23 protein-coding genes and 1 pseudogene are annotated in these 25,986 nt (G+C 58.9%); 18 read left to right on the plus strand and 6 right to left on the minus strand.

The features are described 5' to 3' along the window. The first annotated feature begins 1 nt into the window (after window position 1). Entirely contained in the window at window positions 2-700 is a 699-nt protein-coding gene (locus WDN46_21790; GenBank protein ID MEJ0095942.1) for an orotate phosphoribosyltransferase, read from the plus strand. Between the two features lie 60 nt (window positions 701-760). On the opposite strand, the gene WDN46_21795 is transcribed toward WDN46_21790, so the two are convergent. Together WDN46_21795 and WDN46_21800 are read right to left on the minus strand one after the other, a co-directional pair. Next, a complete protein-coding gene (locus WDN46_21795) occupies window positions 761-1,279 on the minus strand; it encodes a cupin domain-containing protein (GenBank protein ID MEJ0095943.1) in 519 nt (172 codons plus the stop codon). A gap of 67 nt (window positions 1,280-1,346) precedes the next feature. After that, on the minus strand, window positions 1,347-2,531 hold the full coding sequence (locus tag WDN46_21800) for a glycosyltransferase family 2 protein (GenBank protein ID MEJ0095944.1): 1,185 nt from the start codon (window positions 2,529-2,531) through the stop codon (window positions 1,347-1,349). 151 nt (window positions 2,532-2,682) lie between these two features. On the opposite strand from WDN46_21800, the gene WDN46_21805 reads away from it, so the two are divergent. Continuing rightward, a complete protein-coding gene (locus WDN46_21805; protein MEJ0095945.1) occupies window positions 2,683-3,690 on the plus strand; it encodes an aldo/keto reductase in 1,008 nt (335 codons plus the stop codon). A 36-nt stretch (window positions 3,691-3,726) separates the two neighbouring features. Here WDN46_21805 and WDN46_21810 read toward each other — a convergent pair whose 3' ends face one another. Further along, the gene (locus tag WDN46_21810) at window positions 3,727-4,965 is read right to left on the minus strand and encodes a cyclopropane-fatty-acyl-phospholipid synthase family protein (GenBank protein MEJ0095946.1); all 1,239 of its coding nucleotides are present in this window, start codon (window positions 4,963-4,965) and stop codon (window positions 3,727-3,729) included. 134 nt (window positions 4,966-5,099) lie between these two features. Then, window positions 5,100-5,573 carry an Lrp/AsnC family transcriptional regulator gene (locus tag WDN46_21815; protein ID MEJ0095947.1) on the minus strand — a complete coding sequence of 158 codons (474 nt, stop codon included), beginning with the start codon at window positions 5,571-5,573 and terminating at the stop codon, window positions 5,100-5,102. Window positions 5,574-5,790: 217 nt separating this feature from the next. Here WDN46_21815 and ssuD point away from each other — a divergent pair, with 217 nt between their 5' ends. Further along, window positions 5,791-6,984: an FMNH2-dependent alkanesulfonate monooxygenase gene (ssuD, locus tag WDN46_21820; protein MEJ0095948.1), complete on the plus strand. Its 1,194-nt coding sequence runs from the start codon at window positions 5,791-5,793 to the stop codon at window positions 6,982-6,984. A 19-nt stretch (window positions 6,985-7,003) separates the two neighbouring features. Here ssuD and WDN46_21825 read toward each other — a convergent pair whose 3' ends face one another. Beyond that, window positions 7,004-7,597 (minus strand): YcgN family cysteine cluster protein, encoded by a 594-nt coding sequence (locus tag WDN46_21825; GenBank protein ID MEJ0095949.1) that lies wholly within the window; start codon window positions 7,595-7,597, stop codon window positions 7,004-7,006. Window positions 7,598-7,723: 126 nt separating this feature from the next. On the opposite strand from WDN46_21825, the gene WDN46_21830 reads away from it, so the two are divergent. The 3 genes from WDN46_21830 to WDN46_21840 are packed head-to-tail and all read left to right on the plus strand — an operon-like array spanning window position 7,724 to window position 11,164. Beyond that, complete coding sequence (locus tag WDN46_21830; GenBank protein MEJ0095950.1) at window positions 7,724-9,934, plus strand: PBP1A family penicillin-binding protein; 2,211 nt, start codon at window positions 7,724-7,726, stop codon at window positions 9,932-9,934. Then, a complete protein-coding gene (locus WDN46_21835; protein MEJ0095951.1) occupies window positions 9,891-10,583 on the plus strand; it encodes a DUF1214 domain-containing protein in 693 nt (230 codons plus the stop codon). Before WDN46_21830 ends, WDN46_21835 begins: the two co-directional genes overlap by 44 nt. Further along, window positions 10,580-11,164: a hypothetical protein gene (locus tag WDN46_21840; protein MEJ0095952.1), complete on the plus strand. Its 585-nt coding sequence runs from the start codon at window positions 10,580-10,582 to the stop codon at window positions 11,162-11,164. Before WDN46_21835 ends, WDN46_21840 begins: the two co-directional genes overlap by 4 nt. A 471-nt stretch (window positions 11,165-11,635) precedes the next feature. Here WDN46_21840 and WDN46_21845 read toward each other — a convergent pair whose 3' ends face one another. Further along, complete coding sequence (locus tag WDN46_21845) at window positions 11,636-12,016, minus strand: DUF2267 domain-containing protein (GenBank protein MEJ0095953.1); 381 nt, start codon at window positions 12,014-12,016, stop codon at window positions 11,636-11,638. Between the two features lie 301 nt (window positions 12,017-12,317). Here WDN46_21845 and WDN46_21850 point away from each other — a divergent pair, with 301 nt between their 5' ends. The 12 genes and pseudogenes from WDN46_21850 to WDN46_21905 all read left to right on the plus strand — a co-directional run bounded on the left by WDN46_21850 (window position 12,318) and on the right by WDN46_21905 (window position 25,907). After that, entirely contained in the window at window positions 12,318-13,946 is a 1,629-nt protein-coding gene (locus WDN46_21850; protein ID MEJ0095954.1) for an inorganic phosphate transporter, read from the plus strand. 390 nt (window positions 13,947-14,336) lie between these two features. Beyond that, window positions 14,337-15,158: a serine O-acetyltransferase gene (gene cysE / locus WDN46_21855; protein MEJ0095955.1), complete on the plus strand. Its 822-nt coding sequence runs from the start codon at window positions 14,337-14,339 to the stop codon at window positions 15,156-15,158. Window positions 15,159-15,211: 53 nt separating this feature from the next. Then, window positions 15,212-16,522 (plus strand): PLP-dependent transferase, encoded by a 1,311-nt coding sequence (locus WDN46_21860; protein ID MEJ0095956.1) that lies wholly within the window; start codon window positions 15,212-15,214, stop codon window positions 16,520-16,522. Window positions 16,523-16,732: 210 nt separating this feature from the next. Continuing rightward, a complete protein-coding gene (locus WDN46_21865; GenBank protein MEJ0095957.1) occupies window positions 16,733-17,368 on the plus strand; it encodes a peroxiredoxin in 636 nt (211 codons plus the stop codon). 191 nt (window positions 17,369-17,559) lie between these two features. Further along, a complete protein-coding gene (gene cysK / locus WDN46_21870) occupies window positions 17,560-18,555 on the plus strand; it encodes a cysteine synthase A (GenBank protein MEJ0095958.1) in 996 nt (331 codons plus the stop codon). A gap of 406 nt (window positions 18,556-18,961) precedes the next feature. Continuing rightward, entirely contained in the window at window positions 18,962-19,444 is a 483-nt protein-coding gene (locus WDN46_21875; protein MEJ0095959.1) for a hypothetical protein, read from the plus strand. A gap of 921 nt (window positions 19,445-20,365) precedes the next feature. After that, complete coding sequence (locus WDN46_21880) at window positions 20,366-21,064, plus strand: hypothetical protein (protein ID MEJ0095960.1); 699 nt, start codon at window positions 20,366-20,368, stop codon at window positions 21,062-21,064. 115 nt (window positions 21,065-21,179) lie between these two features. Then, a complete protein-coding gene (locus WDN46_21885; protein ID MEJ0095961.1) occupies window positions 21,180-21,587 on the plus strand; it encodes a DUF2147 domain-containing protein in 408 nt (135 codons plus the stop codon). 168 nt (window positions 21,588-21,755) lie between these two features. Further along, entirely contained in the window at window positions 21,756-22,688 is a 933-nt protein-coding gene (locus WDN46_21890; protein ID MEJ0095962.1) for a ribose-phosphate pyrophosphokinase, read from the plus strand. Window positions 22,689-22,877: 189 nt separating this feature from the next. Beyond that, window positions 22,878-23,355: pseudogene (gene cynS / locus WDN46_21895) on the plus strand (cyanase). 549 nt (window positions 23,356-23,904) lie between these two features. Further along, a complete protein-coding gene (locus WDN46_21900) occupies window positions 23,905-24,135 on the plus strand; it encodes a hypothetical protein (GenBank protein ID MEJ0095963.1) in 231 nt (76 codons plus the stop codon). A 296-nt stretch (window positions 24,136-24,431) separates the two neighbouring features. Further along, window positions 24,432-25,907: an efflux transporter outer membrane subunit gene (locus WDN46_21905; protein ID MEJ0095964.1), complete on the plus strand. Its 1,476-nt coding sequence runs from the start codon at window positions 24,432-24,434 to the stop codon at window positions 25,905-25,907. The last annotated feature ends 79 nt before the right edge of the window (window positions 25,908-25,986 follow it).

Below are 25,986 nucleotides of genomic sequence, written 5' to 3' on the forward strand. Positions count from 1 at the left end.
GATGACGGAACCTTCACCCGAAAAGGAAATCATCGCCCGCGAAACTGCAAAAATGCTGATCGAGGTCGAGGCGATTCTGTTCAATTCGGAAACGCCCTTCATCTTCACCTCGGGCTGGGCGAGCCCGGTCTACACCGACATGCGCAAAATTATTTCCTACCCGCGTTTGCGCACGCGCCTCGTCGATTTCGCCGTGACGACGATCGAGCGCGAGATCGGCTATGAGCGCCTCGACGTCATCGCGGGAGGAGAGACCGCGGGCATTCCTTACGCCGCATGGCTGGCGGATCGCCTGATGCTGCCGATGCAATATATCCGCAAAAAGCCGAAAGGTTTCGGCCGCAACGCGCGAATCGAGGGCGACCTGCATGAGGGCGGCCGGGCGCTTCTGGTCGAGGATCTCGCCACCGACGGGCGCAGCAAAGTGAGTTTCTGCAACGCCCTGCGCGAGGCGGGACAAAGCTGCGACCATGCCTTCGTCTTTTTCTTCTACGGCATTTTTCCGCAGACAAAAGCGATCATGTCGGACCTCGGCGTCACCCTGCATTATCTCGTCACCTGGCGGGATATCCTCGCCGCAGCGCGAAAAAACGAGTATTTCAAGCGGGAAACGCTCGATGAAGTTGAGAAATTCTTGAATGAACCCGCGCAATGGTCAGCCGAGCATGGCGGCATCGCGGATTTCAAGTCCGGATCCTAAGCGCGGGCGGAGTTCGCGAGATCCGCGCCGCCCGCAACTCAACGCCGCCGGCGCGGCCTCTCAGACCTCCCGCCAGCCCGGCTTGCTTGGGTCGGTCAGATGATAATGGATCGGCCCTAAGCCTGTGATGGCGATGATGGCCGGCTCGGCGACGCCTTTCTTGACGCCATCATAATGCGCCGTCTTGGCGACGCGCCGCACAAAGGACCCCGCCGAGACCGGCACAGTCGCATCAGGCGCGAAGTCCTCGCCGCTGGCCACATACCATGTGCCGGAAAGAACGACGCACAGGCGGTCGGTCTCATAATAATGCGGAGCGCTCATATAACCAGGATGCCAGCGGATCAGCACGAAATACTGGCCCGGCTCGCCGATGGCGCCAAACATCGGCGCCTGTTCGGCCATCCCCGGCGGAAAATTATAGAGCGGTTGCCAGGGTATCTGGTCTGGCGGCGTGACGATGGTCATTGATGGGTCGACGCCCGCCGCTTGCGCTGAGCCGATGCCGAAGGACGCGGCCGCAGCAGCCAGCAAGGGCGCCGCCAAGAGGTCGCGGCGGTTAGTTATAAATTCGTTCATCAGGGTTCCCACGATCGATTGCGACAAGGCTATGGAAGCATGATCGTTTTACGCTGATGCGACCGCGCTAAACATCTTCCTTGTTCGCGCCGGCGAAAAGAATAGCGCTCCAGGGAACGCCGCTGACAAACATCAAGCCCTTCGCGTGCAGCGGCCCGAGAACCGGCGCGATGGTTTTGAAGCGCTTGACGAGTTGATTGGCGACGCGCGATCGGCGCGACCATCGCGGCGCGCGCGCGTTCGCGGCAGGGTCCGAGCAATCGAGCCGCCTCAGCAGTCGGGCGTAATCGAAGGCGGTCCAGCCGCGCTCTAAAAAGAATCCAGCGCGCTCAATCAGATGATCGATCAGAATGGCTTTGGCTTGCGCATTGCTGTCTCCCGAGCCGCCCGGCTGGTAGGACAGCACTTTGTGCAATTGCGCCCGTTTTGAAAACATATTGCCGCCATGCAGGCGATACACCGCGAGCGCATCGTCAATGAGGACGCTGCCGCTGATGGCGTTGACGCCGAGGCAGAAATAGAGATCGGTTCCGGTCCTGAGGCCGGCGAGCGCCGAATTGGCTGAAAATAGATCGAGCGCATCGCGGCGAAAGCAATTGCCCGAGGTCGGCGACCAGACCCATTCATTCGTCATCGGCTCCACGAAGCGAATTCGATCAAGGATACCGCGATCGAAATTGTCCGGCGGCCAGGAATCGCCGGAAGCATGGCGATATGGGCGCACGGCATTCGCTTTGGCGCCGCGCTTGGCGCTAATCACGCGGTTGAACGCCTCTTCGGAACCAAGCACCACCTGATCGCCGACGACCTGGAGCATGTCGCCCGACGTGAAGCCGACATGAACGCGTAGCGACAGATGGACAAAAATATGGGTTTCGACGCCATGCAGCAACAGCATGTCGTCGGCGTCCAGAAATATGACGTAAGGCCCGCAAGACGCCGCGAGACCGTCTAAAGCGGCGGCTGTCTGGCCGTCATTTGCAACGCGGCGGATGATCTTGGCCGCGGGATGGCGCGTCTCGATCGCACGAAGAACCTCTGGACTTTCGTCGGTCGAGGCGTTGTCCACAATGACGCATTCGATATTTGGATAGGTTTGCCCAAAGACCGAATCCACGGCGGCGTGGAGAAAACGGCCATAGTTGAAATTGACCACGACGACGCTCACCAGAGGCAGACGAACGATCGCCGCCGCATCGCTGCGGGAGTCGTCCAAAAGACGTTTGGTCAACTGAAGCTCATTCGTGGACATCCTCAACGCTTCGACATGAACGAAATCTCTCTCTCCAGTCAACTTGATTGCATGTTGAAGCTCGCTCGGCCGCCGCTCCGAGCCTGAGCAATTCCGCGACGAATATGATAGGAGATGCCTCCTCACGCTTACGCAATTGAAAGGCATCGCATTGGGTAAATCGTCTTCGCCGTCCGTAACCCGTTTCCATCGCCTCGGGACCAGCGATCTCAACGTCTCAGCGCTAGGGCTTGGCTGCATGTCGTTTTCCGGCGTTTATGGGCCGTGCGAGGACGTTGACGGCGCATCGGTCATCAAGGCGGCTTTGGACGCCGGGATAAATTTTTTCGACACCGCCGATATGTACGGCTGGGGGCACAATGAAAGCCTTGTCGGCGCTGCGATCGCCGGACTGAACCGCGATATTTTTCTCGCGACGAAGTTCGGCCACGTTCGCACGCCCGCTGGGAAGACGGTCATCAATGGAAGGCCGGATTATGTGTTCTCCGCCTGCGACGCCAGTTTGCAAAGGCTCAAGGTCGACCACATCGATCTTTATTACCAGCACCGCGTCGATCCGCAGGTGCCGATCGACGAGACGGTCGACGCGATGGCTCAATTGGTGAAAAAAGGCAAGGTGCGGGCGATCGGCCTCTCGGAGGCAAGACCGGAAACCATCCGTCGCGCGCACAAAATCTATCCGCTGACGGCGGTGCAGATGGAATATTCGCTGCTCTATCGAACCGAAGCGGAGGAAGTGCTCGCCACCACGCGTGAACTTGGCATCGCCTTCGTCGCCTATTCGCCGCTCGGGCGCGGTCTTCTCACTGGCGCGATCCAATCAACTGAGGACGTCGCCGGTGACCGGCGAGCCGAGCATCCACGCTTTGATATCGAGAACTTCGCGCATAACCGGCGGCTTGCCGACCGGGTCGCAGCGATGGCCAAGGCGAAGGGATGCACGACGGCGCAGCTCGCGCTCGCCTTCATTTTGGCGCAAGGCGACGACGTTACGCCAATCCCCGGAACGAAGAAGATAGAGCGGCTCATGGAGAACATTGGCGCTCTCGCGGTCGAACTGGACAGCGCCGAAATGGAGGAACTCGCGACGATGATTCCTCGCGACGCCGCCGCTGGCGAACGCTACCCGGAAGCGGCGCTCAAGAACGCCTATCTTTGAGTTTTAGAAGCGGCGCCGGCGTGGGAGAAAAACCCATCAAACCGGCGCCGCTACAGACTCTTCCTTCTGCCGCAAATCGGCTTCGCGGCGGCTGATGTAGTCCCGCGTATACGGGACAGCCGCATCGAGCTTCTTTGCGAGCTGGATTTGAAAGATGAGGATGCCCTGCCGCCTGAACGCCGTTTCCGACCCCGCGAGATAAAATTCCCACATGCGGCAGAAGCGTTCGTCATAGATCGCTTTGGCCTCTTTGCGTCGGGCCATAAAGCGCTCGCGCCAGATCCTCAAGGTCTCGGCGTAATGAAGCCGCAGCATCTCTATGTCCGTGACGATGAGGCCCGCGCGTTCTATCGCCGGCAGAATTTCCGACAAGGCCGGGATATAGCCTCCTGGAAATATATATTTGGCGATCCACGGGTTGGTCGCCGCCGGTCCCGGCCCTCGACCGATGGTGTGCACGAAAGCCACCCCATCCTCATCGAGCATCTGCGCGATCTTCTGGAAATAGGCATCGTAATTCGGCAGGCCGACATGCTCGAACATTCCAGTCGAGACGATGCGATCAAACCGCTCGTCGATCTCGCGATAATCGAGCAGACGGAAATCGACCGCCGCCGATAATCCAAGGTCGGCGGCGCGCTTTTCGGCGATGGCGAATTGAGCCTTTGATAAAGTGAGGCCGGTGACCGAAGCCTCGCAAAACCGCGCCAGATAAATTGCCGTTCCGCCAAAGCCGCTCCCGATGTCGAGCACCCGCTGGCCGGGCTCGACCAGGAGTTTCGCCGCGATGTGACGCTTTTTGGCGAGCTGCGCGTCTTCAAGGCTTTGGCCGTCAAATTCGAAATAGGCGCAGGAATATTGCAGGTCTGAATCGAGGAACAGCGTGTAAATGCCGGCATCGAGATCGTAGTGATGCGCGACATTGTTGCGCGCCCGCACCTTGTCGTTAACCTGGCTAAAGCGACGCACGAGCAAACGCGCCTCTTGCAGCAGGCGCACCCAACCTTTCGGCTGCATCAGATTGTCGGCGGCGAGCATCAGCACGTCGTAGACAGAGCCTTGCGTCACCTCGATGCGGCCGTCCATGAACAATTCGCCGAAATGAAGTTCCGGGTCGAGCATGAGCGAAATCTGGGCGGCTCTGTCGGCAAAGCGTATCACCACCGTCTTTCCGGCGCCATCGCCAACGACGAACCGATGTCCGGCCGCGGTCTCTACCTCGATCGACCCTGCGCGGATCAATCGGTCAAAAAAAATCTTGAATAAATGGTCCACGCCTACCCGCCGACTCGGAAAAACCCTATGCACTTCATTAAAAATGAATTTGCCGAAATTCAAGGCCAATGAAAAGAGCAAGTTACAGAAGCCGGCTTGGCCGCGTCGTTTCTTGCAGCTGGCGAACCGGCGCGTCAGCCAGCGATCGGAAACGCGGTCTCCGACTTGATGTCTTCGAGAACAAAACGCGAGATCACGCTCTTCAACGGAATTAGCTCGATCAACCGTTTATAGAACTCATCGAAAGCGGAGGCGTCGGCCGCGACGACCCTCAGGACGTAATCAACATCGCCGGCGGTGCGATAAAGATCCACGACCTCTTCCATGGCCGCCAGATCGCTGGCGAATCGCGCCAATGCCTTTCCCGAATGTTCGCCGACCCGGATCTCTACAAAAACAGTGACGTTCAAGCCGAGTTTGGCCGGGTCCAACAGGGCGATGCGTCGTCGGATCACGCCCGCGGCCTCGAGCCGCCGCAGCCTTTTCCAACACGGCGTCTGCGATAGCCCGACCTGCGCAGCAATTTCATTGATCGACAGCGAAGCGTCCCTTTGGACGATGCGAAGAATTTGTTTGTCGATCGAGTCCAGGGTTTTCGGTTCGCTCATCATATCCAACGGAATAATTCTATTTTGTTTATAGATCTTATTTAGGCTGTTGCAAGTTTATCGCTTGTTGCAATTCAGCAATCGCGGCAAGGTCGGGACCTTCAAAATTGACTCATAAGCATATACAATCCATAAAATGAATGAACTTTAGAGGGCTGCGAAAGCCTGTCGCCGGCCTGATCACCAGTTGATCCGACATCAAATAAGAAAGACGCATATGAGCGAGACTTCCGCCAAAACCGCGCTTCAGCCAACCGCGAATGTCTTGTGGTTTTTGCCGACCCATGGCGATGGCCGATATCTCGGCACCTCGCATGGCGCCCGAGAGGTCAGCTTGCGCTATCTCGCCCAGATCGCGCAGGCCGCCGATGAACTCGGATATTTCGGTGTCCTTTTGCCAACCGGCCGCTCCTGCGAGGATTCCTGGGTCGTCGCCTCCGCGCTGGCGCCTCTGACGCGCCGCCTGCGCTTTCTCGTGGCCGTGCGTCCCGGTCTGCAATCGCCGACCCTCGCCGCTCGGATGACTGCGACGCTTGATCGCATCTCAGAGGGACGACTGCTGATCAATGTCGTCACCGGCGGCGATCCCATCGAGAATAAGGGCGACGGAATTTTCCTCAGCCACGACGAACGCTACGAGATTACCGACGAATTCCTCCAGATCTACTCTCGCCTTCTGGCGGGCGAGGAGGTCACGTTCAAAGGCGCGCATCTGCAGGTCGAGGGGGGCAAACTGCTGTTTCCGCCGATCCAGCAGGGCGGGCCGCCGCTATATTTCGGCGGTTCCTCGCCCGCAGGTCAGGCCATCGCCGCGCGCAGCATCGAGAAATATCTCACCTGGGGTGAGCCCCCGGCGCAGGTCGCAGAAAAAACCGCCGCCATGCGCAGCCGCGCCGCCGCGGTCGGCCGGACTGTCAGTTTCGGCATTCGCCTCCATGTCATCGTACGCGAGAGCGCGGACGAGGCCTGGGCCGCCGCCGCCAAGCTGATCGAACACGTCGATGACGCGACGATAGCCGAAGCGCAAAAAGCCTTCGCTCGGATGGATTCAGTTGGGCAGCAAAGAATGGCGGCGCTCCATCAAGGCCAGCGCGGCAATCTCGAGATCAGCCCCAATCTTTGGGCGGGCGTTGGCCTCGTGCGCGGCGGAGCGGGAACGGCGCTCGTCGGCGATCCCGAGACGGTCGCCGAGCGGATGCGCGAATATATGGCCGCCGGCATCGATACGTTCATCCTTTCGGGATATCCGCATCTTGAAGAGGCCTATCGCTTCGCCGAACTTGTGCTGCCGCTCTTGCCGCTCGCCAGCACAACTCTTACGCCGCGGGTGGCGTCAGCGCATCGCGGCCCCTTTGGCGAGATCGTCGGCAATGCCTTCGCGCCGGAAGATCGACGCGCCAGCGCGTCCTGAGACGCTCAGCGGCGCAAGCTCAGCCCTGACTGGGCTCGACCTTGCCCGCTTTCGGTTGAGCCGGACGCGGTCGCTTGCCCGGCCATGCGACAATATGATCCGGATAGTCATCGAGGGGAACCTCGGTCTCCAACGCGGAGACGCGCCCGCGCGCCGATACGCCCGCCTCATGCACGCTTTGGGGCGATCCGGAGATCAGCGGATGCCACCACGCGAGGTCGCGCCCTTCGGCGACCAGCCGATAGGCGCAGGACGGCGGCAGCCAGTTGAGGGTTCGCACCGCCTCCGGCGATAATTTGATGCAGTCATGCACTTTGCGGCGGCGATGTGCGTAATCGGCGCAGCGACAGGTTCCGGCGTCGAAAAGTTTGCAGGCGACGTCAGTGAAGTGAATCTGGCCGGTATCCTCGTCCTCAAGTTTAACGAGGCAACAGCGGCCGCAACCGTCGCAAAGACTCTCCCACTCGTCCACATTCATGGCTTCGAGGGATTTTGCCTTCCAAAATGGATTTTTGCGGGCGCTTTTCACCGGTTTGGCTTTAGCCTTGGCTTCAGTCAAAATTTCGCCCCCGCCCGCGGCGATGCTGTCAGTGTTTGGAAAGGACTGAGCCATAGGCTCGGAACGCCTCTTCTCAAGGTTGCGCGCAGGGCTTGCGCCTCCCTATGACAATCGTCAAGGGCCTTGCTAGACTGCAGCCGACTCCGACATACGGGTCGGATCTCTTTGGAGCATCGAATCGTGTTCGACGGTCTGCGCAGGACGCAGCTTTGGCGGAAAATAGCGCGAGCCTTGCTCGCCTTTGACGCTTTCGTCGATTCCTCCCTCTATGCGAGCGGCGAACGGACCAAGGAGCGCTACGCCGCCTTTTCCACCTTCATGGACAGGTTCCACATCGCCGGCTGGCGTCGCGCCCTCAATGAAATCGCCTGCGAGTCAATAACCATCACGATCGCCTTCGGCCTCGTGGCGCTTACTCTGGCGGTCCCGGCCTTCCAGGAGACCTCTGACGATTGGCTGAAGAAACAAGACCTCGCCGTGACGTTTCTCGACCGTTATGGTCAGGAAGTTGGGCGACGCGGCATCAAGCATGATGATTCGGTGACGTTCGATCAGCTGCCCGAATATCTGATCGAGGCGGTTCTGGCGACTGAGGATCGGCGCTTCTTCGATCATTTCGGCATCGACGTGATCGGCACTTTGCGGGCTCTGACGGTCAACGCCCGCGCCAATACCGTGGTGCAAGGCGGCTCGTCGATCACCCAGCAACTGGCCAAGAACATCTTCCTGTCCAACAAACGGACCTTAGAGCGCAAGATCAAGGAGGCCTATCTTGCGGTCTGGCTCGAATTCCGTTTGTCCAAACGCGAGATCCTGCGGCTTTATCTCGATCGCGCCTATCTCGGCGGCGGCGCCTTTGGAGTGCAGGCCGCGTCGGAGTTTTATTTCGGCAAATCGGTGCGGGATCTCTCGCTTGCCGAAGCCGCTATGATGGCTGGCCTGTTTAAGGCGCCGACGAAATACGCGCCGCACGTCAATCTGCCGGCCGCGCGGGCGCGAGCCAATGACGTTCTGAACAATATGGTCGACGCGGGCTACCTAACCGAAGGGCAGATCTACGCGGCGCTGCGCAATCCGGCGACCGCGGTCGATCGCAACAAGGATGTCAGCCCCGATTGGTATCTCGATTATGCCTATGATGAGGTGAAAAAACTCAGCGACGCGAAGAAGATTGGCGATGACCGCGTGCTCACGGTGCGCACAGCGCTCGACTCCAACCTGCAAAGGCGCGTTGACGCGACAATCGAGGATCAGTTGCGCCAATATGGCTCCAGCTATCATGCCAAACAAAGCGCAATGGTGATTCTGGAGCCGACGGGCGCCTTGCGGGCGATCAGCGGCGGCCGCGATTATGGCGCGAGCCAGTTTAACCGAGCGACCGACGCTTTGCGTCAACCTGGCTCATCGTTCAAGCCATTCGTTTATCTAACGGCACTGATGACCGGAAAATTCAAGCCGACGACCATTGTGGTCGATGCGCCGATCTGCATCGGCAATTGGTGCCCGCATAATTATAAGAACAGCTACGCCGGTTCGCTGCCGCTGGTGACGGCCCTGGCGCATTCGCTGAATACGGTTGCCGTGAGGCTGTCGATCGCCATCGGCGATGGCAATCCGAAGGCCGGCCGCGCAAAAATCATCGACACCGCGCGGCGGATGGGGCTGACGACGCCTCTGGCTGATACGGTTTCGCTGCCGATCGGCGCGGCGGAAGTCACCGTCATCGATATGGCTTCGGCCTATTGCACCTTCGCCAACGGCGGCCTCCGCGCGCCGCCCTATTCCGCGGTCGAAATCAGCAACAGCCGCGGCGAAGTGATCTACAGGCATGACCGCGATGAGCCGCCGCTGCGCCAGATCATTCCGGCGGAAACCATCGCAACGATGGATGGGATGCTGATGCAAGTCGTTCTCGCCGGCACCGGCCGCCGCGCGCAGCTCGACAATATCGAGGTCGCCGGCAAGACCGGCACGACGAACGGCTATAAGGACGCCTGGTTCATCGGCTTCACCGGCAATTATGTCGGCGCGGTCTGGTTCGGCAATGATGATGACACGTCTATGGACAATATGACCGGGGGCACCCTACCCGCCTCGACCTGGCATGAGGTCATGACCTACGCACATCAGGGCATCGAGCTGAAGCCGTTGCCGGGACGCCCGGTTCCTGAGGTTGCATCTCCCGCAGAAGCCGCGCCCGACGCGAGCGTCGCCTCCACTGAGGCGCCGCAGCGACCGGCGACCCTATCGACGCGGGCCGCTGAAGCCTTGCGCGCAATCGAGGTCGAGATGACGGCGGCCCAAAAGCAGCGAGCGGACGCCGTCGCCGGGGCTAGCGCCGCGTCGGATGCGCGGCAGACTCCAGTTACGCCAGGTCAGGGCGGTGGTTGAACTGTCGTCATTTCCGCGCCAGGACGCGAAAACAAGCAGAGAAAATCGCAAAACCGGATTGCGGGAAAGCGTGGCGCTTATCGGCAAATTCCTGTTGGTCGGCTGCGCTGGCGTTCTTCTTGGTCTCTGCATCACTTTTGCGACGCTCCAGCATGGTTTTGGCTTTGGGGCGGTGACGGCGGGCCCCTGGACCGCTTGGCCAAAGAGCGGCGCGGGGAATTTCGACCCTTACGCTCGCGCCGGGCTGGCGCATTCGGGCGAGCTGCCCATGGGCGCGTCGGAGGGAGTCAGCTTTATTGCTCACGACGATAGCGCCGGGGCGGCCTTCGACGCCAATTGCGACTACACAGTGAGCGGCGAGACGCCGAAAGCCCGCCACTGGACGCTAACTTTGCTCTCTCCGGGAGGCGCTCTGCTGGCCAACGCCGCGGATCGAAACGGTTTCACCTCCAGCGAAATTCTCCGCTCGGCCGACGGCGGCTTTACAATATCGCTGTCGCGCTCCGCCCGGCCCGGCAATTGGCTGCCCATCGGAGCCGCCAAAACATTCATCCTCGATCTTCGACTTTATGAGACGGAACTGAGCCCCGCCACAGTCGCGCTTGACGCGGCGAATCTGCCGACAATCATCAAAGGCGCCTGCCGATGATGAACCGGCTTGATCGCCTTCTCGTCGGCCTGCTCTGGCTGCTTGGGATCATTTTCGCGGCGGGGATCGTCCATATCGTGTCGATTTTCGCGCTGCCTGACTTTGAAGGAAAAGACGCCTTTGTCCGGCTCTCGGCTTTGGCGAAACCTGCCGAGTTGACGCTTCTGCCGCGACCAAGCCCCGGCAAGGCGTTCATGCCTTTTTCGGATCCAGCCCTGGCGCAGGGCGTCTGCCTGTTCGACCTGTCGCAAAATCCCTTGCGTCTTCACGGCGAGATTGAGGGCGACGCTATGCTGACCCTTTCCTTTCGCACGCCCACCGGGGAAATCTTCTATTCAATGACGGACCGAGCGGCGCAGCACGGCAAGATCGATGTGCTGATCCTAACTCCAGAACAGCTCGAAAGCCTGCAAGCCGAGGAAGACGACGATGACGAGCCGCCGCAAGAATTGCGGCTCCTCGCCCCGACGAGAAGAGGGTTTGTCCTCATCAATGCGTTGAGCGCATTCCCGAGCGAAAGACAGGATGCGGAGCAGCGGGTCAAAGCCATCTCATGCGAGCCGGAAGTTTCGCAGGAATAGGACGGCGCCCAAGGAGCGCTTGGACCACGATCTCGAAAAGCGAAACGCTCTTCGGAGATCATCCGTTAAAGCGCATCATTTAGGAAAGCCGCCGCCGATTTCCGCCGCTTCAAGCCGGATGGCTTTTTTGTCGGTCGCCGCGGCGGCGTCCCTGACACTTCGGCTATCAACTCGCGCCGGACGCCTGTGAAAATAACCACCGCGCCAGGTTCGCTCCGCCTGCTCACACGCCTGTTCTTCTCCGGCACTCTGAATGCTAAGACTTCCCCCATCGGCTTTGCCTCCGAATGATGTCGCCAGCTGGGCCCGATTTGTCCGCCTATCGCGAAACTACCGCGCTAATCTTGATAAAGTTTCAAAAATCGATCGAAAATGAGGTAAATCAATCTAGCAAATTACAAGTTTGTACACGCGCGATGCATCCGGCATGTGAGTTATAGCACATCGCGAAATCGCCAGGTCGTCCTTCGATCAAAGGAACTGGCTAAGACCCGGGATCGCAGCGGCAACTTGACCAACGCGTTCATCCCCGGCTTTCTCCCGGACATATTCGAAGAGTCCGCGCCCGACGGCCTGCATTTGTCCCATGCCGAGGCCAAGGCCGGTCAACCGTCCGGCAAGACCCATCAATCCGCCGCCCATCATTCCCATCAAACCGCTCAACATGCCGCCGCCTGTTTCTTCCGCCGCGGCGGCCGCCTCCGCAGCGCCGGGCATGGTCGCGAATAATTCATCGACTTCCGCCTTTGGTCCCTCTTTGCGAAGGAAGGCCAAAATGATGCCAATCGCTTTCTGAGCGGTCTCGGGTTCAATTCCAGCAGAAGCGGAAACGCGTGCGACCAAATCTTCCATATGAGTCCCTGCTCCTGCTGATGAGGTCCGAGCTTTTCACATTCGCGCGGCGAAAATCAAGCGCCGTTCGGCCGCAAGAATTAGAGCGGCGGGGCAACCCGCACAAACGTCAGGCGCCCCGGCAATGCCCTAACCGACTGTCAAATATGACCTTCTCGCAGTCATCACCAGCTCTCATTTATTGGGCTTGTCGCTGCTTTCGTCATGAGACTGTCGTGTGCGGAATATAGGTGGAAAGAGCCCGATTTCGTCTTTTCGCCAGCCTCGACCTTCGCGTATCCGCAAGCAGTGGAGAGTATCCATGACAGTCTTGTCTTCACCGGACATTCTGGCGACGCCCAGCAAGGACTCAAAACCGAATCTCAATCAGCCGATGAGCCTGCGGACAATACTGATCTTCTTCGCGGTCATCGCGCTTGGCCTGTTTTTTACCGCCTTCAGCATTTTTCGGGACGTGAGCGCCGCCGGTGGAGCCTCCCCAGGCGTGTTGCCTTTCCTTCTGCTCGGCCTGGCCTTGCTCATCGCGCTCGGCTTCGAGTTTGTAAATGGCTTCCACGACACGGCCAACGCCGTCGCCACCGTCATCTACACCCACTCGCTGGCTCCGCCGGTCGCCGTGGTCTGGTCGGGCTGCTTCAATTTCCTCGGCGTTCTTTTCTCGACTGGCGCTGTGGCCTTCGGCATCGTTTCGCTTTTGCCCGTTGAATTAATCCTTCAGGTCGGCTCCGAAGCCGGTTTCGCCATGGTCTTCGCGATGCTGATCGCCGCGATCATCTGGAACCTTGGCACGTGGTGGCTTGGCCTGCCGGCATCGAGCTCGCATACTCTGATTGGCTCCATCATCGGCGTCGGCGTCGCCAATGCGCTCATGCGCGGACGCGACGGAACTTCGGGCGTCGACTGGAGCAAGGCGACCGAGATCGGCTATGCGCTTTTGCTGTCGCCGCTGGTTGGTTTCTTTTGCGCCGCCGGTCTGCTCTTGATCATGAAATTCTTGATCAAGAGACCAGAACTCTACTCCGAGCCGAAAGGCAACAAAGCTCCTCCGGCCTGGATCCGCGGGCTGCTCATCTTCACTTCGGCCGGCGTCTCCTTCGCTCATGGGTCGAACGATGGACAAAAGGGCATGGGCCTCATCATGCTCATCCTGATTGGCACGGTGCCGACCACTTACGCATTGAACCGGGCGATGCCGGACGCGCAAGTGGACAGCTTCGTTCAAAATTCGCTCGCCGCCTCCAAAATCATTGAAGCCAAGGCGGGCGGCGCTGATTTCACCGGCGATCCTCGCCCGATCGTCACCAATTACGTGACCACGCATCAACTCAACGAAGAAACGTTTCCGGCCCTCGCGGCGCTGATCCGCGACGTCGCAAACCAGATCAAATCCTATGGTTCGATTGCAAAAATGCCGGCCTCGACCGTCGGCAACGCCCGCAACGATATGTATCTGACGTCTGAGGCCCTCCGCTTCCTCGTAAAAGACAAAGGCGCCGATCTCACGGGCGCGCAGATCGCAACGCTCACGGCCTATAAGAAGGGGCTCGACGCTGCGACGAAATTCATTCCCAACTGGGTCAAGGTGTCGGTCGCGCTCGCGCTGGGACTCGGGACCATGATCGGATGGAAGCGCATTGTCGTCACCGTCGGCGAAAAAATCGGCAAGCAGCACCTGACTTATGGCCAGGGCGCCGCTGCCGAACTCGTCGCTATGGGCACGATCGCCGCCGCTGACAGCTTCGGCCTCCCGGTCTCGACGACTCATGTGCTTTCATCCGGCGTCGCAGGGACGATGGCCGCCAATGGCTCCGGCGTGCAGATGTCAACCATCCGCAGCCTTGCCCTCGCCTGGGTGCTGACCTTGCCCTGCGCCATCGCATTGTCGGCGACCCTCTTCTTCGTGTTCCGGAAGCTGGAATTTCTGTTTTAGCAAAGTCTGCTTGAGAGGGCGCCTGGACTGTCATAAGCCCGGGCCGCGCGAAAATTCCGCGACTTCGCAAAGACTATTCGCAAATCCTGCCCGAAGCTGAGCTTCCGCCCCAGCGACCGCTACCCTGGAAACGGGCATTCCTCGAGGCATATGCGGCTCGGAGCCGAATCCAGCGCATTGTCCGCGACGCTCCCTGTCGACAAATCCATTTTCTCCATATTTGTCAGCTGATCGAATCTAGAGAGGCCGGCCTATTGGCGGCGCAGCCGAAGAGTTTCGCCTTGAACGACCGCGCGTCACGTGCATTTCTTATATATGTGTTTGCCTATGAACCGACGGACGATCGGACGCATGACGCTGGTTACCAATGAGGCGCCCTCTGAAGCAGCGATGCCGCCGGAGACCTCGTCTCTCGCGCTTTGGACGCGCTTGCGCCAGGAAGCCGAAGAAGCGTTCGCCCGCGAGCGCACTCTAGCGCCGCTGTTCGTCAATTCGATTCTAAACCGTTCGTCGTTCGAGGACGCCGTCATTCATCGCGTCGCGGGGCGGCTCGGCAATGAGACGGTTCCGGCCTATCTGATCAGCGATGCGTTCGGGCAGGCGATCACTGAGGATCCCAGCATCGGGGACGCATTCCGGGCCGATATTCTGGCGGTGCTGGAGCGCGACCCTGCGAGCGAACGGTTGATCGAACCTCTCCTTTACTACAAGGGCTTTAACGCCATTGAGACGCATCGGCTGGCGCACTGGCTCTGGCACCATGACCGGCCTGATTTCGCGCTCTACTTGCAAAGCCGCTCGTCCGAATTGTTCCAGACCGACATCAATCCTGCGGCGAGCATTGGCAAGGGCGTTTTTCTGGATCACGCCACCGGGCTCGTCGTCGGTTCGACCGCCATCATTGAGGATGACGTATCGATTTTGCAGGACGTGACGCTCGGCGGCACCGGCAAAGAGCGCGGCGACCGGCACCCGAAAGTGCGGCGCGGCGTCATGATCGGTGCGGGAGCGAAAATCCTCGGCAATATCGAAATCGGCGCCCGCTCGCTGATCGCCGCCGGCTCAGTCGTGTTGCGCGACGTTCCGCCAAACACCACTATGGCCGGGGTTCCCGCTCGCCCGGTTGGAACCACCGGCTCCGCCGAGCCCGCGCGCGATATGAATCAGATTCTGAGCCAGCTCGCCTATGATTCATTTACCTATATGATCTGATGCAACGCTGCCGGCGCCCATAGCCGGCTCAACGAAACACTGGGAGAACGCAAATGTCGGCGCAAACGAGAAAGCCGGAGACCCTCGCCCTCCACGCCGGGTGGCGCGCCGATCCGGCGACCGGCGCCGTCGCCGTCCCGATCTATCAGACGACTTCCTTTCAATTTCACGACACGCAGCACGCGGCCGATCTGTTCGCGCTGAAAGAGCTCGGCAATATTTATACGCGCATAGGCAATCCGACGACCGACGTGCTGGAGCAACGCGTGGCCGCGTTGGAAGGCGGAGTCGCAGCATTGGCGCTCGCATCGGGTCAGGCCGCTTCGGCCATCGCGGTGCAAAATCTCGCGCGCGCCGGCGATAACATCGTCAGCGCCACGGATCTTTACGGCGGCACCTGGAACCTCTTCGCCAATACGCTGAAGGACCAAGGCATCGAAGTTCGTTTCGTCGATCCGATCGATCCGGAGAACTTTCGCCGGGCCACAGACGGGCGCACGCGCGCCTATTATTCCGAGACGCTTCCCAATCCGAAGCTCGCGGTTTTTCCGATCTCCGAAGTCGCCGCCATCGGCCGCGCGTTCGGCATCCCGCTCATCGTCGACAATACGGCTGCGCCGATCCTTTCGCGCCCGCTCGATCATGGCGCCGCGATCGTCGTCTATTCGGCCACAAAATATCTCGGCGGCCACGGCAACTCGATCGGCGGCCTTATCGTCGATGGCGGCAATTTCGATTGGGCGCAGCATAAGGAGCGGCAGCCGGCGCTGAATACGCCCGACCCCAGCTATCACGGCGCGATCTGGACGGAAGCCGTGAAGCCTTTGGGTCCGGTCGCCTATATCGTCAAGGCGCGCACGACTCTTTTGCGGGATGTCGGCTCGTGCCTATCGCCCTTCAACGCCTTTCTTCTCTTGCAGGGAATCGAGACCATTGCGCTCAGGATCGAACGCCACGTCAAGAACGCCGAGGCGGTGGTCAATTATCTGACGCAAAAGCCGGGAGTGACGAAAGTCTTTTATCCCTCGCTGCAGACCGGGGTTACGCGCGAGCGCGCCGATAAATATCTGACCGGCGGCTATGGCGGCCTCGTCGGGTTCGAGCTCGCCAACGCGGAAGCGGGGCGCAAATTCATCGATCGCCTCGAACTTTTCTACCATGTCGCCAATATCGGAGACTCGCGCAGCCTCGCGATCCACCCGGCGACCACGACCCATTCGCAGCTATCGGCCGAAGAGCAGCTCGCGACCGGCGTATCGCCCGGCTACGTGCGCCTCTCCATCGGCATCGAGCATATCGACGACATTATCGCGGACCTCGATCAAGCTCTGGCTGCGGCGACCGGGCTCGCCCGCGCCGCCTGAGCCGTGACAAGTCCTGCGCGATCAATGTTGAACGCTAATCGGTTCAATTCTGAAATCATACGGAAACAATCGCGCCCTAAACAGGGCGGCGATGATGCGGCGCTCTGTTTTTGATTGTTGACAGAAAGCCTAGACTTTATACTTTGCGGTCAGAGCGGCGTTCAGTTTCTCAGCTAGCCGAACAGACGCTCGTTTGAGGAAAGACGAGAAATGGCGCTTCAGCTTAGCGATATTGCTCCGGACTTTGAGGCGGACACCACCAAAGGCCGCATTCGTTTCCATCAATGGGCTGGAGATTCCTGGGTAATCCTTTTTTCTCACCCTAAAAATTTCACTCCCGTGTGCACGACCGAACTCGGCTACGCCGCCAAGTTGAAACCTGAGTTCGACAAACGAAACGTCAAGGCCATCGGCCTCAGCGTCGATGAGCTGTCGAGGCACGGCGAATGGGAATACGACATCAAGGAAACGCAGGGCCATGCGCTCAACTTTCCGCTGATCGCCGATCCAGATCGCAAGGTCGCCGAGCTTTATGGCATGATCCATCCCCATGCGAGCGACACGCTGACGGTCCGTTCGGTCTTCGTCATTGGGCCAGACAAGAAGATCAAGCTTACCCTGACCTATCCAGCCAGCACGGGCCGCAACTTCGACGAAGTGCTGCGGGTCGTCGATTCCCTGCAGCTGACCTCGCGACATCAAGTGGTGACGCCTGTGAATTGGAAGACGGGCGAAGACGTCATCATCACTCCCTCCGTTTCCGATGAGGACGCGAAGAAGAAATATCCGGAAGGATGGACGGCGCAGCGTCCCTATTTGCGACTTGTTCCGCAGCCGCAAGAGTGAGCGCGTTCAAGGAAGGTTAGGGTCTGTCGCAGAGGTCGGACGAGCAAGGCGCGGCCTCCGGCAGGCGATGATGGCGGCGCGGATTCGTCATGCGGCCATAAAACGGTTGTCCTAAAGCATCGTACAAGTCTCTTAACACATTGCACACCCGGGCTGCGGCGGCGCGGTTCAAACCAATCGGAGCATGGATCATGGGGCAGACAGCAGCACAACAAGCCAAAGGCTTGGCTCCCAAGCAAGCGCCGGGACGCGGGCGCATCTACGATTCGATCACCGACACAATCGGCAATACGCCGCTCGTGCGTTTGCGGAAAATCGAGAAAGAGAAAGGCGTCAAAGCCAATCTCCTCGCCAAGCTCGAATTCTTCAACCCGCTGGCCAGCGTCAAGGACCGCATCGGCGAGCATATGATCACGTCGCTGGAGGCTGCTGGTAAAATCACGCCCGGCAAGACCACGCTGATCGAGCCGACATCGGGCAATACGGGCATCGCCCTGGCGTTTGTGGCCGCCGCTCGCGGCTACAAGCTGATTCTCGTCATGCCGGAGTCAATGTCGCTCGAACGGCGCAAGATGCTTGCGCTGCTCGGCGCGGAGCTTGTCTTGACGCCCGCGCCGCTGGGCATGAAAGGCTCCATTGCCAAGGCGCAGGAACTTGCTGAGGCGACCCCGGACTCCGCTATTCCAAGGCAGTTTGAAAATCTCGCCAATCCGGAAATTCATCGCCTCACCACAGCCGAAGAGATCTGGAACGATACGGCCGGGGAAATCGACATTTTCGTCTCCGGCGTTGGCACCGGTGGGACGATCACCGGCGTCGGGCAAGTCCTGAAGCCCCGTCGTCCGGGCCTGAAGCTCATCGCGGTCGAACCGGAGGACTCCCCGGTGCTCTCCGGCGGGCAACCTGGCCCACATAAAATCCAGGGCATAGGCGCGGGCTTCATTCCCGCCGTTCTTGACCGCTCATTGATCGATGAAGTGGTCACCGTCGGCAATCAGACATCTTTCGATACGGCGCGGCTTTTGGCGCGGCTCGAGGGAATTCCCGGCGGCATCTCATCGGGCGCCGCTGTCGCAGCCGCCATCGAGGTCGGTCTGCGGCCGGAGAATGACGGCAAGAACATCGTCATTATTATACCTTCATTCGCCGAGCGCTATTTGTCTACCGCATTGTTCGACGGACTCTGAGCGACGCCGCGCAAAGCATTGGGTTGACGATTAAATTGGAACCTTGGCCGCGACGCGGCGTTGGGAAGGTATGCGCATCGGGATCCGTCGCGATGCGTCTTTTCCGGGGAAGGATGGAGTTCCATGCGAATTTTCGCTCTGCTTGCGGCCGCTTTTGTCATGGCCGGGATGGTTTCCAGTCTTATTCATAATTGGCGTTTGGAGCCCGTGCGGGTGCGCCGCATCAGCCGCCGCTAGCGGGATTTGAAGTCATGATGATTGACGCATGCGGCCGATCAGTTTCGCCGAAGCGTCAAATCATCGGTTTATAAGTGTGCCTTTTCTGTCACATTGTTCATTTAATAACAGATTTATTCGCCCGTCCGCGCTGCTTGCGCTCGTCTTCATTGCAAGCGGTTTTGAGGGCTTGGATCGTTTCCATGCGTGCGCCGCACAAGCAGGCGAGCCGCCATCGGGCTCGGCTGACGCGACGAATGCGTGGCGGCTCGTGCGAACGCCTGGCGGCGTCGGCAAACCTGACGCTTTATCCATTATGCACACCGCCGATTTCGAGCGGTCGGACCCTCTGTTGGCTGGCTTAATGCTGCGATGCGGCGACGCGGGCATCGAAACCATCATCGTTCTTATCGAGCCATTTCCCCCTGAGGCGCGCCCGAAAATTACCTTGCGCGCGGACGGACAAGAGTCTTATTTTGAAGGCCGCTCGACTTTAACTGGCGTCGGCGTCCGCGTGCCCATCGATGCAATGGATAAGGCGACAAATTCATGGCGGCGAGCTCGCGAGTTATTCGTTCAAATCTCCGAGGGCAAAACCGAAATTGATGGCGTCGTCAAACTGTCTGGTTTGGATGCTGCGATACAACCACTTAGTGCTTGCTTCACCAGATAACGTTTGCGATTTTTAGCGTATCGCATCAAATCGAACTAAAAAAAAAGCACCGCGTAAGAAAAATAAAACAAGATAAAGGTATTGGGAGGCATCGAAATGGGTATTCTGATGATTGGAGGAGTCCTTTTCGGGACTATCCTTGGGCGATTCTTCAAAGTTTACATTCTCATTCCCGCATGCGGGGCCGCGATCGTGCTCGCTCTCGCCCAGCCTGGCCTCGGGGGCCAGAGCTTGGCGCGGGCTTGTCTTGAAATCATCGTCCTAATTGCGAGTCTTCAGTTCGGCTACGTCCTAGGAGTTCTCTCAAGTAAGACGTCAGTTGTGCTGGCGGGCCTCCGCAAAAGCTGGGCTTCTTCTCCTAGCCATGGCCAGTCTTCCCGGACGTTGCATGTGAGGTAGTAAATCGCGCAGGCAGTCGTGGCGCTGCCTGACGCACGCCACGCTCCGCCGATGAGGCCTTAATCGCGGCGATGTTACGTCAATGGCGTTCGAAATGTTCTCTTAAATCCCGCAGAATGATTTCGATTGTTGCCCGACTGTTGCCAATTCTTTTTGTTCTCCGACCGATTCTTGGCTGACCAAAGGCAATGTTGTCGCGTTGGGCTCAATAGCCTGCCATCCCGGCTTCAATCGAGTTTGACGCGCCTCAAATCGGTCCTGATTTCTCCGCACCCTGTGGCCACGCCTATCAGGCTCTCCTGAGCCCTACTCCCCTTCCACTTTGATCGATGATGCTCACCACCGCATTGCGACACTTAAAATGCTCTGGACGTTGGTTAAAAATCAGTTTAGCTCTGCGCGATTGTTACGGGGTCCGTTAACTTTGCGCATTGGTTTCCCTGCCGGTCGCGGGCGGCGCATCGGCTAAACGAACTGGTCGCACTCCTGTGAGAGCGGTCAGCTGGAGAGGCGAAAAGAGCAATGGATCCAGCGATCGACTGGCGTAGATCTCAACGCCAATCTCGGGCGCGTCTCGCCGGAGCTCTATGGGGCATTGCGCTGGCTGGTCTTGCTAGCGGATGCGTCGACTCCTCGGCTCCTCAAGCCGAAGCGCCACAAGTCTCCACCTCAGGGCGCGTAGCCCAGAATAGCGTGAGCCCACGCGGGGCCAGCGTCGCTATGGCGAGTTTGAACGGAGTTCCGCAGCCCGTAGAAGATCGCATGATGGACGCCTTCACTAAAGAAGCGGCCGCGCGCGACATCACCCTCGCCGAAGCAAACAAAGCCAATTACCTCGTCCGAGGTTACGTGACGGCCTACCCAACTGAAACCGGGACCGAAGTCAGCTTAGTCTACGATATTTTCGACGCGAAAAAGAACCGCGCCCAGAGGCTCGAGGACAGTTTCGTCGTCAAGAGCGCGGCGGCCGCCGATCCATGGTCGAGCGTTGATCCTGCGGCGATCAGCAATCTCGCCGCGAAAAGCGCCGACGACCTCGCCGCTTTTCTAGCCACGACGCCGGAGGCGCTGGCGGAAGCCCAATTTGCATCGACCACTTCAAACCAAACCGCGCCGCGATCCGCTCCGGATGAAGGCCAAACGACCATTCAAAAGAAATCGCCAACGCTATCGGTTTCCGCGCCAAAGGCGAGCGATCTCAACATCGCCGCACTGCACTGAGGAAAAGCGCCGCCGTAAATCACGCAAAGATGTTTTGAGCCAAAGCTCGACACCCGCTGTGCCGGCGCTATGAGGAAGGCGTGAAACTTATTTTGATAATCCACCCGGAGGAATTATGAAACGCATCATCCTAACCGCATTCGCGCTCACCGCACTATCAATTGGTCAAGCCAGCGCCGAACCAACCGGCGAATGGCGGGTCGCCGATGGCACCGCCACAGTGCGAATCGCAAAATGCGGCGCGGCTCTATGTGGCTTCGTCGCAACGACGCGGACGGCGCCGGGCAAAGATGTAAGGAATCCAGATCCCAGCAAGCGCGGACGTTCGGTCATCGGGATCGAGGTTTTGATCAACCTGCGGCCAACCGGCGACAATGTCTGGACAGGCACGACATACAACGCCGAAGATGGGCTGCTTTATAACGCAACCGTCACTCAGGAAGGCAATCAGAGTTTGCAGATCAAGGGCTGCGGCGCCAATGGCGGGGTTTGCGGCTCAGAGACTTGGACCCGCGTAAAATAGCATAAGGCGTCTCGCCTCGACTTTCGCGCCTCTTCGAACGCGGATGCATTTAAAGTTGCATTCGGACGAGGCGCACTCCAACTATCTGCCCCCGCATGATTGTCCCGCCCCGGCGGCGCTGTTAATAGTCGGCGCCGTTATCGGAACGGCGAATGGGAAATCGGTGCAATGAAGATTTTGGCGGGCAACTCCAACCACCCTCTTACTGAGGCTATTGCCGCCTATCTCGGCGTTCCCCTCACAAAATGCCAGGTTCGTCGTTTTGCGGACATGGAGATCTTTGTCGAGATTTTAGAGAATGTCCGCGGCCAGGACACGTTTATCGTCCAGTCGACGTCTTACCCGACCAATGATCACTTGATGGAAATGCTGATCATGACCGACGCGTTGCGGCGCGCTTCGGCGCGGCGGATCACAGCGGTGATTCCCTATTTCGGCTACGCTCGGCAGGATCGCAAGCCCGGTCCGCGCACGCCGATTTCAGCCAAATTGGTCGCCAATCTGATCACCCGCGCAGGGGCCGACCGTGTGCTCACCGTGGACCTTCACGCGGGCCAAATTCAAGGTTTCTTCGATATTCCGACCGATAATTTGTTTTCGGCGCCGGTCATGGTGCGCGACATCAAGGAGCGGCTGCCGCTCGGCAATCTCATGGTGGTCTCTCCAGACGTCGGCGGCGTGGTTCGCGCGCGCGCCCTCGCGAAACGCATCGACGCGCCGCTCGCCATCGTCGACAAGCGTCGCGAACGCGCTGGCGAGTCAGAGGTCATGAACATCATCGGCGATGTCGCCGGCAAAACCTGCATACTGATCGACGACATCGTCGATTCCGGCGGCACTTTATGCAATGCGGCGGACGCGTTGCGCAGCGAAGGCGCCAGCGAGGTCTACGCCTATATCACCCATGGCGTGTTGTCCGGGGGCGCGGCGGCGCGCATAGCCGCCTCGCAGCTCAAGGAGCTGGTGCTCACCGATACGATCCGGTCGACAGAAGCCATTCGCGTCTCCAAAAACATTCGCGTCGTGTCGATTGCGCCGTTGATCGGCGAAGCCATCGCGCGAATCGCTAAGGAAGAAAGCGTTTCAAGCCTGTTCGACTAAAGGCCTCGGCGTAACGCTGACGTCCCCACGCGGCAATTTGGTTGCCGCCTTTTTCTGTCATTGGCGGCCGAGTTTCTAAATAGTATAGACAGCTGCGCAAGGTGACGATGGGGCGCCATTGTTTCACGCAATGATCTAATCGAAATATCTGCATATTTTTTATGATCAACGCCCAAGGAAGCATCGACTATGAAACGCGAAGAACTCACCGAAAAGATTCTCGACATCAAGCGTGTAAAGAGGCTGGACCTGGAAATACATCACCGGGGAAATCGGCGGCCTGTCTGAGGTTCTCATTGTTGGAGCATTGCTGGGCCAGATGAGGCTCCCCAAGGCTCTCGCTAAAACAGCCGCTAAAGTCTTCGATCTCTCCGAAGTGGAAGAGAGAATGCTCAACGAGGTCCCTTATAGGGGAAGCCCAATGCCGCCAACGGACCCGTTGCTGTACCGCTTCTATGAACTGGTGATGGTCAACGGCCCGGCGTGGAAAGCGCTTATCGAAGAAGAGTTCGGCGACGGAATCATGTCCGCCATCGATTTCGACCTCGAAATCAATCGCGAGGCCAATCCCAAAGGCGATCGCGTCAGACTCTCCATGTCAGGGAAGTTCCTGCCTTATAAATATTATGGCAACGAACAAGGCGTTCCTGAAAATGGGGATCAATGAGGCCTGAGAACGCCTCCAAATTTCTCATTCGTCCGCTTATAAAAAGCTCTCCGCTCATTTTATTTTGAGGCGTGGTCTTATCGGAAAAGCTTCCCGTTTTTCCGATGAGTAAATTGTTGCTCAGCGCCGGCCTCAAGAAGGCACCCGAATCGGCGTTTAGAGTTCTCTTCAGTCACTGCGTCGCGCTCGCGATTCGAGAGGGCCGCCCATCCTCGCGCTGATTCGCCAAAAGCCGCGCCCAAATCCCGTGCCGCGTGAAGGCCGGAAACTGCCCCTGCCCTGTTGGAGATCAAACCAGCTGGAACCAACGGCGCCGCCGCGCATTTTGCGACGCGATCAGGCTGGCTCGATTGAAAGTTGAGCATCAGACTGGCGCCAGTTTCGCGTGTCATTTGCGCAAGTTCGGACGATGATCGAAGCGACATCCATGGCGTTATCAACGCAGGCGACTTTCGGAACAGCCACAAATTCGCGGATTGCCCTTGGCACAATAAAATATATATTCTATATACTAAATAGACATTCGCGCCGATGGGAGAGAGATTGGTGATGCCTGACGCCTATGTCATCCAAATCAGCGGCCGGACGGCCGGAATCGTCGCTCGCGACGGACGCGATGTCAGCTTCAATTTTTTTGCCGCGTCGCAATCTTTCGACGTGATGGAGGGACAGAGCTTCACCGATCCTCTGGCGGCGGAGAGAGCCGCGCGTCATCTCCTCAAGCATGGATGCCTGCCGCGACGATTCGATGAAGACCCCGCCCGCGAGCCATTTGGATGAAGCTTCGAAATATAGCGACCGGCGCGGCGAGCTCACGGCAAGTCGTAATGACATCGTCCGCCGGGGTTTGCGCGCCATCACACCCTTTTGACTCGTGATGTTTTGTCGTTAAAATAGCTTTCTGCCGAGAGCGCCGCGCCAAAACACGGTAACGCCGTCCATTTTGCTCGCTTTGATCCCGCCGCATTGCCTTGTTAGCACCTCCTTAAATTGCTAACGAGCAGCATCGGTTAAGCCCAGCGCTATATAACACAAGCGCTCTACACTTGAGCTGGCGATGGCTTCGCGTGGGATCAATGAGCGAACGTAGAGTGAGAACCTGGGGATTCTTTTCGGCGCTGCTTATGGCCTTGGGACTGGCTGCCTGCACGGTAGGTCCAGATTATGAGCGGCCATCGGCGCCAGAGCCGACGAAATACAAGGAGCTGAAAGGCTGGAAAGTCGCAACGCCAAGCGATGCCCTCGACCGCGGCGCCTGGTGGTCGGTATTCAAAGACCCCAAGCTAGATTGGCTTGAAAGCCAAGTAGACATCTCCAACCAGACTGTCATTGGCGCCGAGGCCGCCTATCGTCTCGCGCAAGCGGCGGTCAAGGAGGCGCAGGCCGGCCTGTTTCCAACCGTAAATGTGAGCTACAGCGGGACCGGAACCCATAATGGCAGCGCGACGTCGGGAAGTGGAGGCGGGATCTCGAGCACGGTCTTCACGTCCAATTTGTCCGGCAACGCCAGTTGGCAACTCGACATTTGGGGGCAAATTCGCCGCTCCATCGAGAGCAATATCGCGGGCGCGCAGGTCTCCGCAGCTGACCTCGCCAACGCCAAACTGTCCACTCAGTCCTTGCTCGCCACCGCCTATTTCAATCTTCGGGCGGCTGACTCACTCAAGACCTTGCTCGATCAGACCGTCGTGATCTTCAAGCGAACGCTGGTGATCACTGAGAATCAATTTAAGGCGGGCACAGCATCGAGAGCGGATGTCGCCACGGCGCAGGCTCAAGTTTACAACACGCAAGCTTCCGCGCTCAGCATTCAAGTATCCCGCGCGCAATTCGAACACGCGATTGCGGCCCTGATCGGCAAACCGCCGGCCGAGCTGACGATTCCGCCAACGTCGCTGCCGTTTAATCCGCCAACTATCCCGGTTAGCGTGCCTTCGACCCTGCTCGAACGCCGCCCGGACATCGCGGCGGCGGAGCGCCAGATGCAGCAGGAGAACGCTCTGATTGGCGTCGCCATCGCCGCCTATTACCCCGCCGTCACGCTTTCGGCGTCATATGGTTTCGCAGGCCTCGGTCCGCTGGCGATCTCGCTCGCCAACGAAGTTTGGTCGGCGGGCGTCTCCGCGTCGCAAATCGTTTTCGATGGAGGATTGCGCAGCGCCGAGGTCGACGCGGCGCGCGCAACCTATGATCAAGCGGTGGCCAATTACCGACAGACTGTGCTTACGGCATTTCAGCAGGTGGAGGACCAGCTTGCGGCCATTCGAATTCTGGCGAAGGAAATCAGGGTCGAAGACCAAGCGGTGAAAGCGGCGCAAACAGAGGTCGACGTTTTTCTTAATCAATATCAAGCCGGCACCGTCGCCTTCACCTCGGTCGTCGTCGCCCAAGCCACTCTGCTGTCTGACCAGGAGACGGCGCTGACGATCAGGCAAGACCGTTTCCTCGCGGCTGTGAGCTTGATCGAAGCGCTCGGCGGCGGCTGGGAGGTCAAGGAGTTGCCGAGCAGCCGGGAATTGGAGGTCGCCAATCCCTTGATACCGCATTTTTAAAGACATTTTTCGATGCCTGGGCTCGCTCCCTAGGTTTAGAAGTTACGCATATTTGCCGCTGATTGAATAAGTTTCCAAT

It is taken from the genome of Methylocella sp. (assembly GCA_037200525.1).
Classification (GTDB): Bacteria; Pseudomonadota; Alphaproteobacteria; order Rhizobiales; family Beijerinckiaceae; genus Methylocapsa.

Bases quoted from the DNA above. Each gene is read 5' to 3' on its own strand.
- WDN46_21790 (MEJ0095942.1), top strand. From the start codon at position 2: ATGACGGAACCTTCACCCGAAAAGGAAATCATCGCCCGCGAAACTGCA.
- WDN46_21795 (MEJ0095943.1), bottom strand. From the start codon at position 1,279: ATGAACGAATTTATAACTAACCGCCGCGACCTCTTGGCGGCGCCCTTG.
- WDN46_21800 (MEJ0095944.1), bottom strand. From the start codon at position 2,531: ATGTCCACGAATGAGCTTCAGTTGACCAAACGTCTTTTGGACGACTCC.
- WDN46_21815 (MEJ0095947.1), bottom strand. From the start codon at position 5,573: ATGAGCGAACCGAAAACCCTGGACTCGATCGACAAACAAATTCTTCGC.
- ssuD (MEJ0095948.1), top strand. From the start codon at position 5,791: ATGAGCGAGACTTCCGCCAAAACCGCGCTTCAGCCAACCGCGAATGTC.
- WDN46_21825 (MEJ0095949.1), bottom strand. From the start codon at position 7,597: ATGGCTCAGTCCTTTCCAAACACTGACAGCATCGCCGCGGGCGGGGGC.
- WDN46_21835 (MEJ0095951.1), top strand. From the start codon at position 9,891: ATGCGCGGCAGACTCCAGTTACGCCAGGTCAGGGCGGTGGTTGAACTG.
- WDN46_21840 (MEJ0095952.1), top strand. From the start codon at position 10,580: ATGATGAACCGGCTTGATCGCCTTCTCGTCGGCCTGCTCTGGCTGCTT.
- WDN46_21845 (MEJ0095953.1), bottom strand. From the start codon at position 12,016: ATGGAAGATTTGGTCGCACGCGTTTCCGCTTCTGCTGGAATTGAACCC.
- WDN46_21850 (MEJ0095954.1), top strand. From the start codon at position 12,318: ATGACAGTCTTGTCTTCACCGGACATTCTGGCGACGCCCAGCAAGGAC.
- cysE (MEJ0095955.1), top strand. From the start codon at position 14,337: ATGCCGCCGGAGACCTCGTCTCTCGCGCTTTGGACGCGCTTGCGCCAG.
- WDN46_21860 (MEJ0095956.1), top strand. From the start codon at position 15,212: ATGTCGGCGCAAACGAGAAAGCCGGAGACCCTCGCCCTCCACGCCGGG.
- WDN46_21865 (MEJ0095957.1), top strand. From the start codon at position 16,733: ATGGCGCTTCAGCTTAGCGATATTGCTCCGGACTTTGAGGCGGACACC.
- cysK (MEJ0095958.1), top strand. From the start codon at position 17,560: ATGGGGCAGACAGCAGCACAACAAGCCAAAGGCTTGGCTCCCAAGCAA.
- WDN46_21880 (MEJ0095960.1), top strand. From the start codon at position 20,366: ATGGATCCAGCGATCGACTGGCGTAGATCTCAACGCCAATCTCGGGCG.
- WDN46_21885 (MEJ0095961.1), top strand. From the start codon at position 21,180: ATGAAACGCATCATCCTAACCGCATTCGCGCTCACCGCACTATCAATT.
- WDN46_21890 (MEJ0095962.1), top strand. From the start codon at position 21,756: ATGAAGATTTTGGCGGGCAACTCCAACCACCCTCTTACTGAGGCTATT.
- WDN46_21900 (MEJ0095963.1), top strand. From the start codon at position 23,905: ATGCCTGACGCCTATGTCATCCAAATCAGCGGCCGGACGGCCGGAATC.
- WDN46_21905 (MEJ0095964.1), top strand. From the start codon at position 24,432: ATGAGCGAACGTAGAGTGAGAACCTGGGGATTCTTTTCGGCGCTGCTT.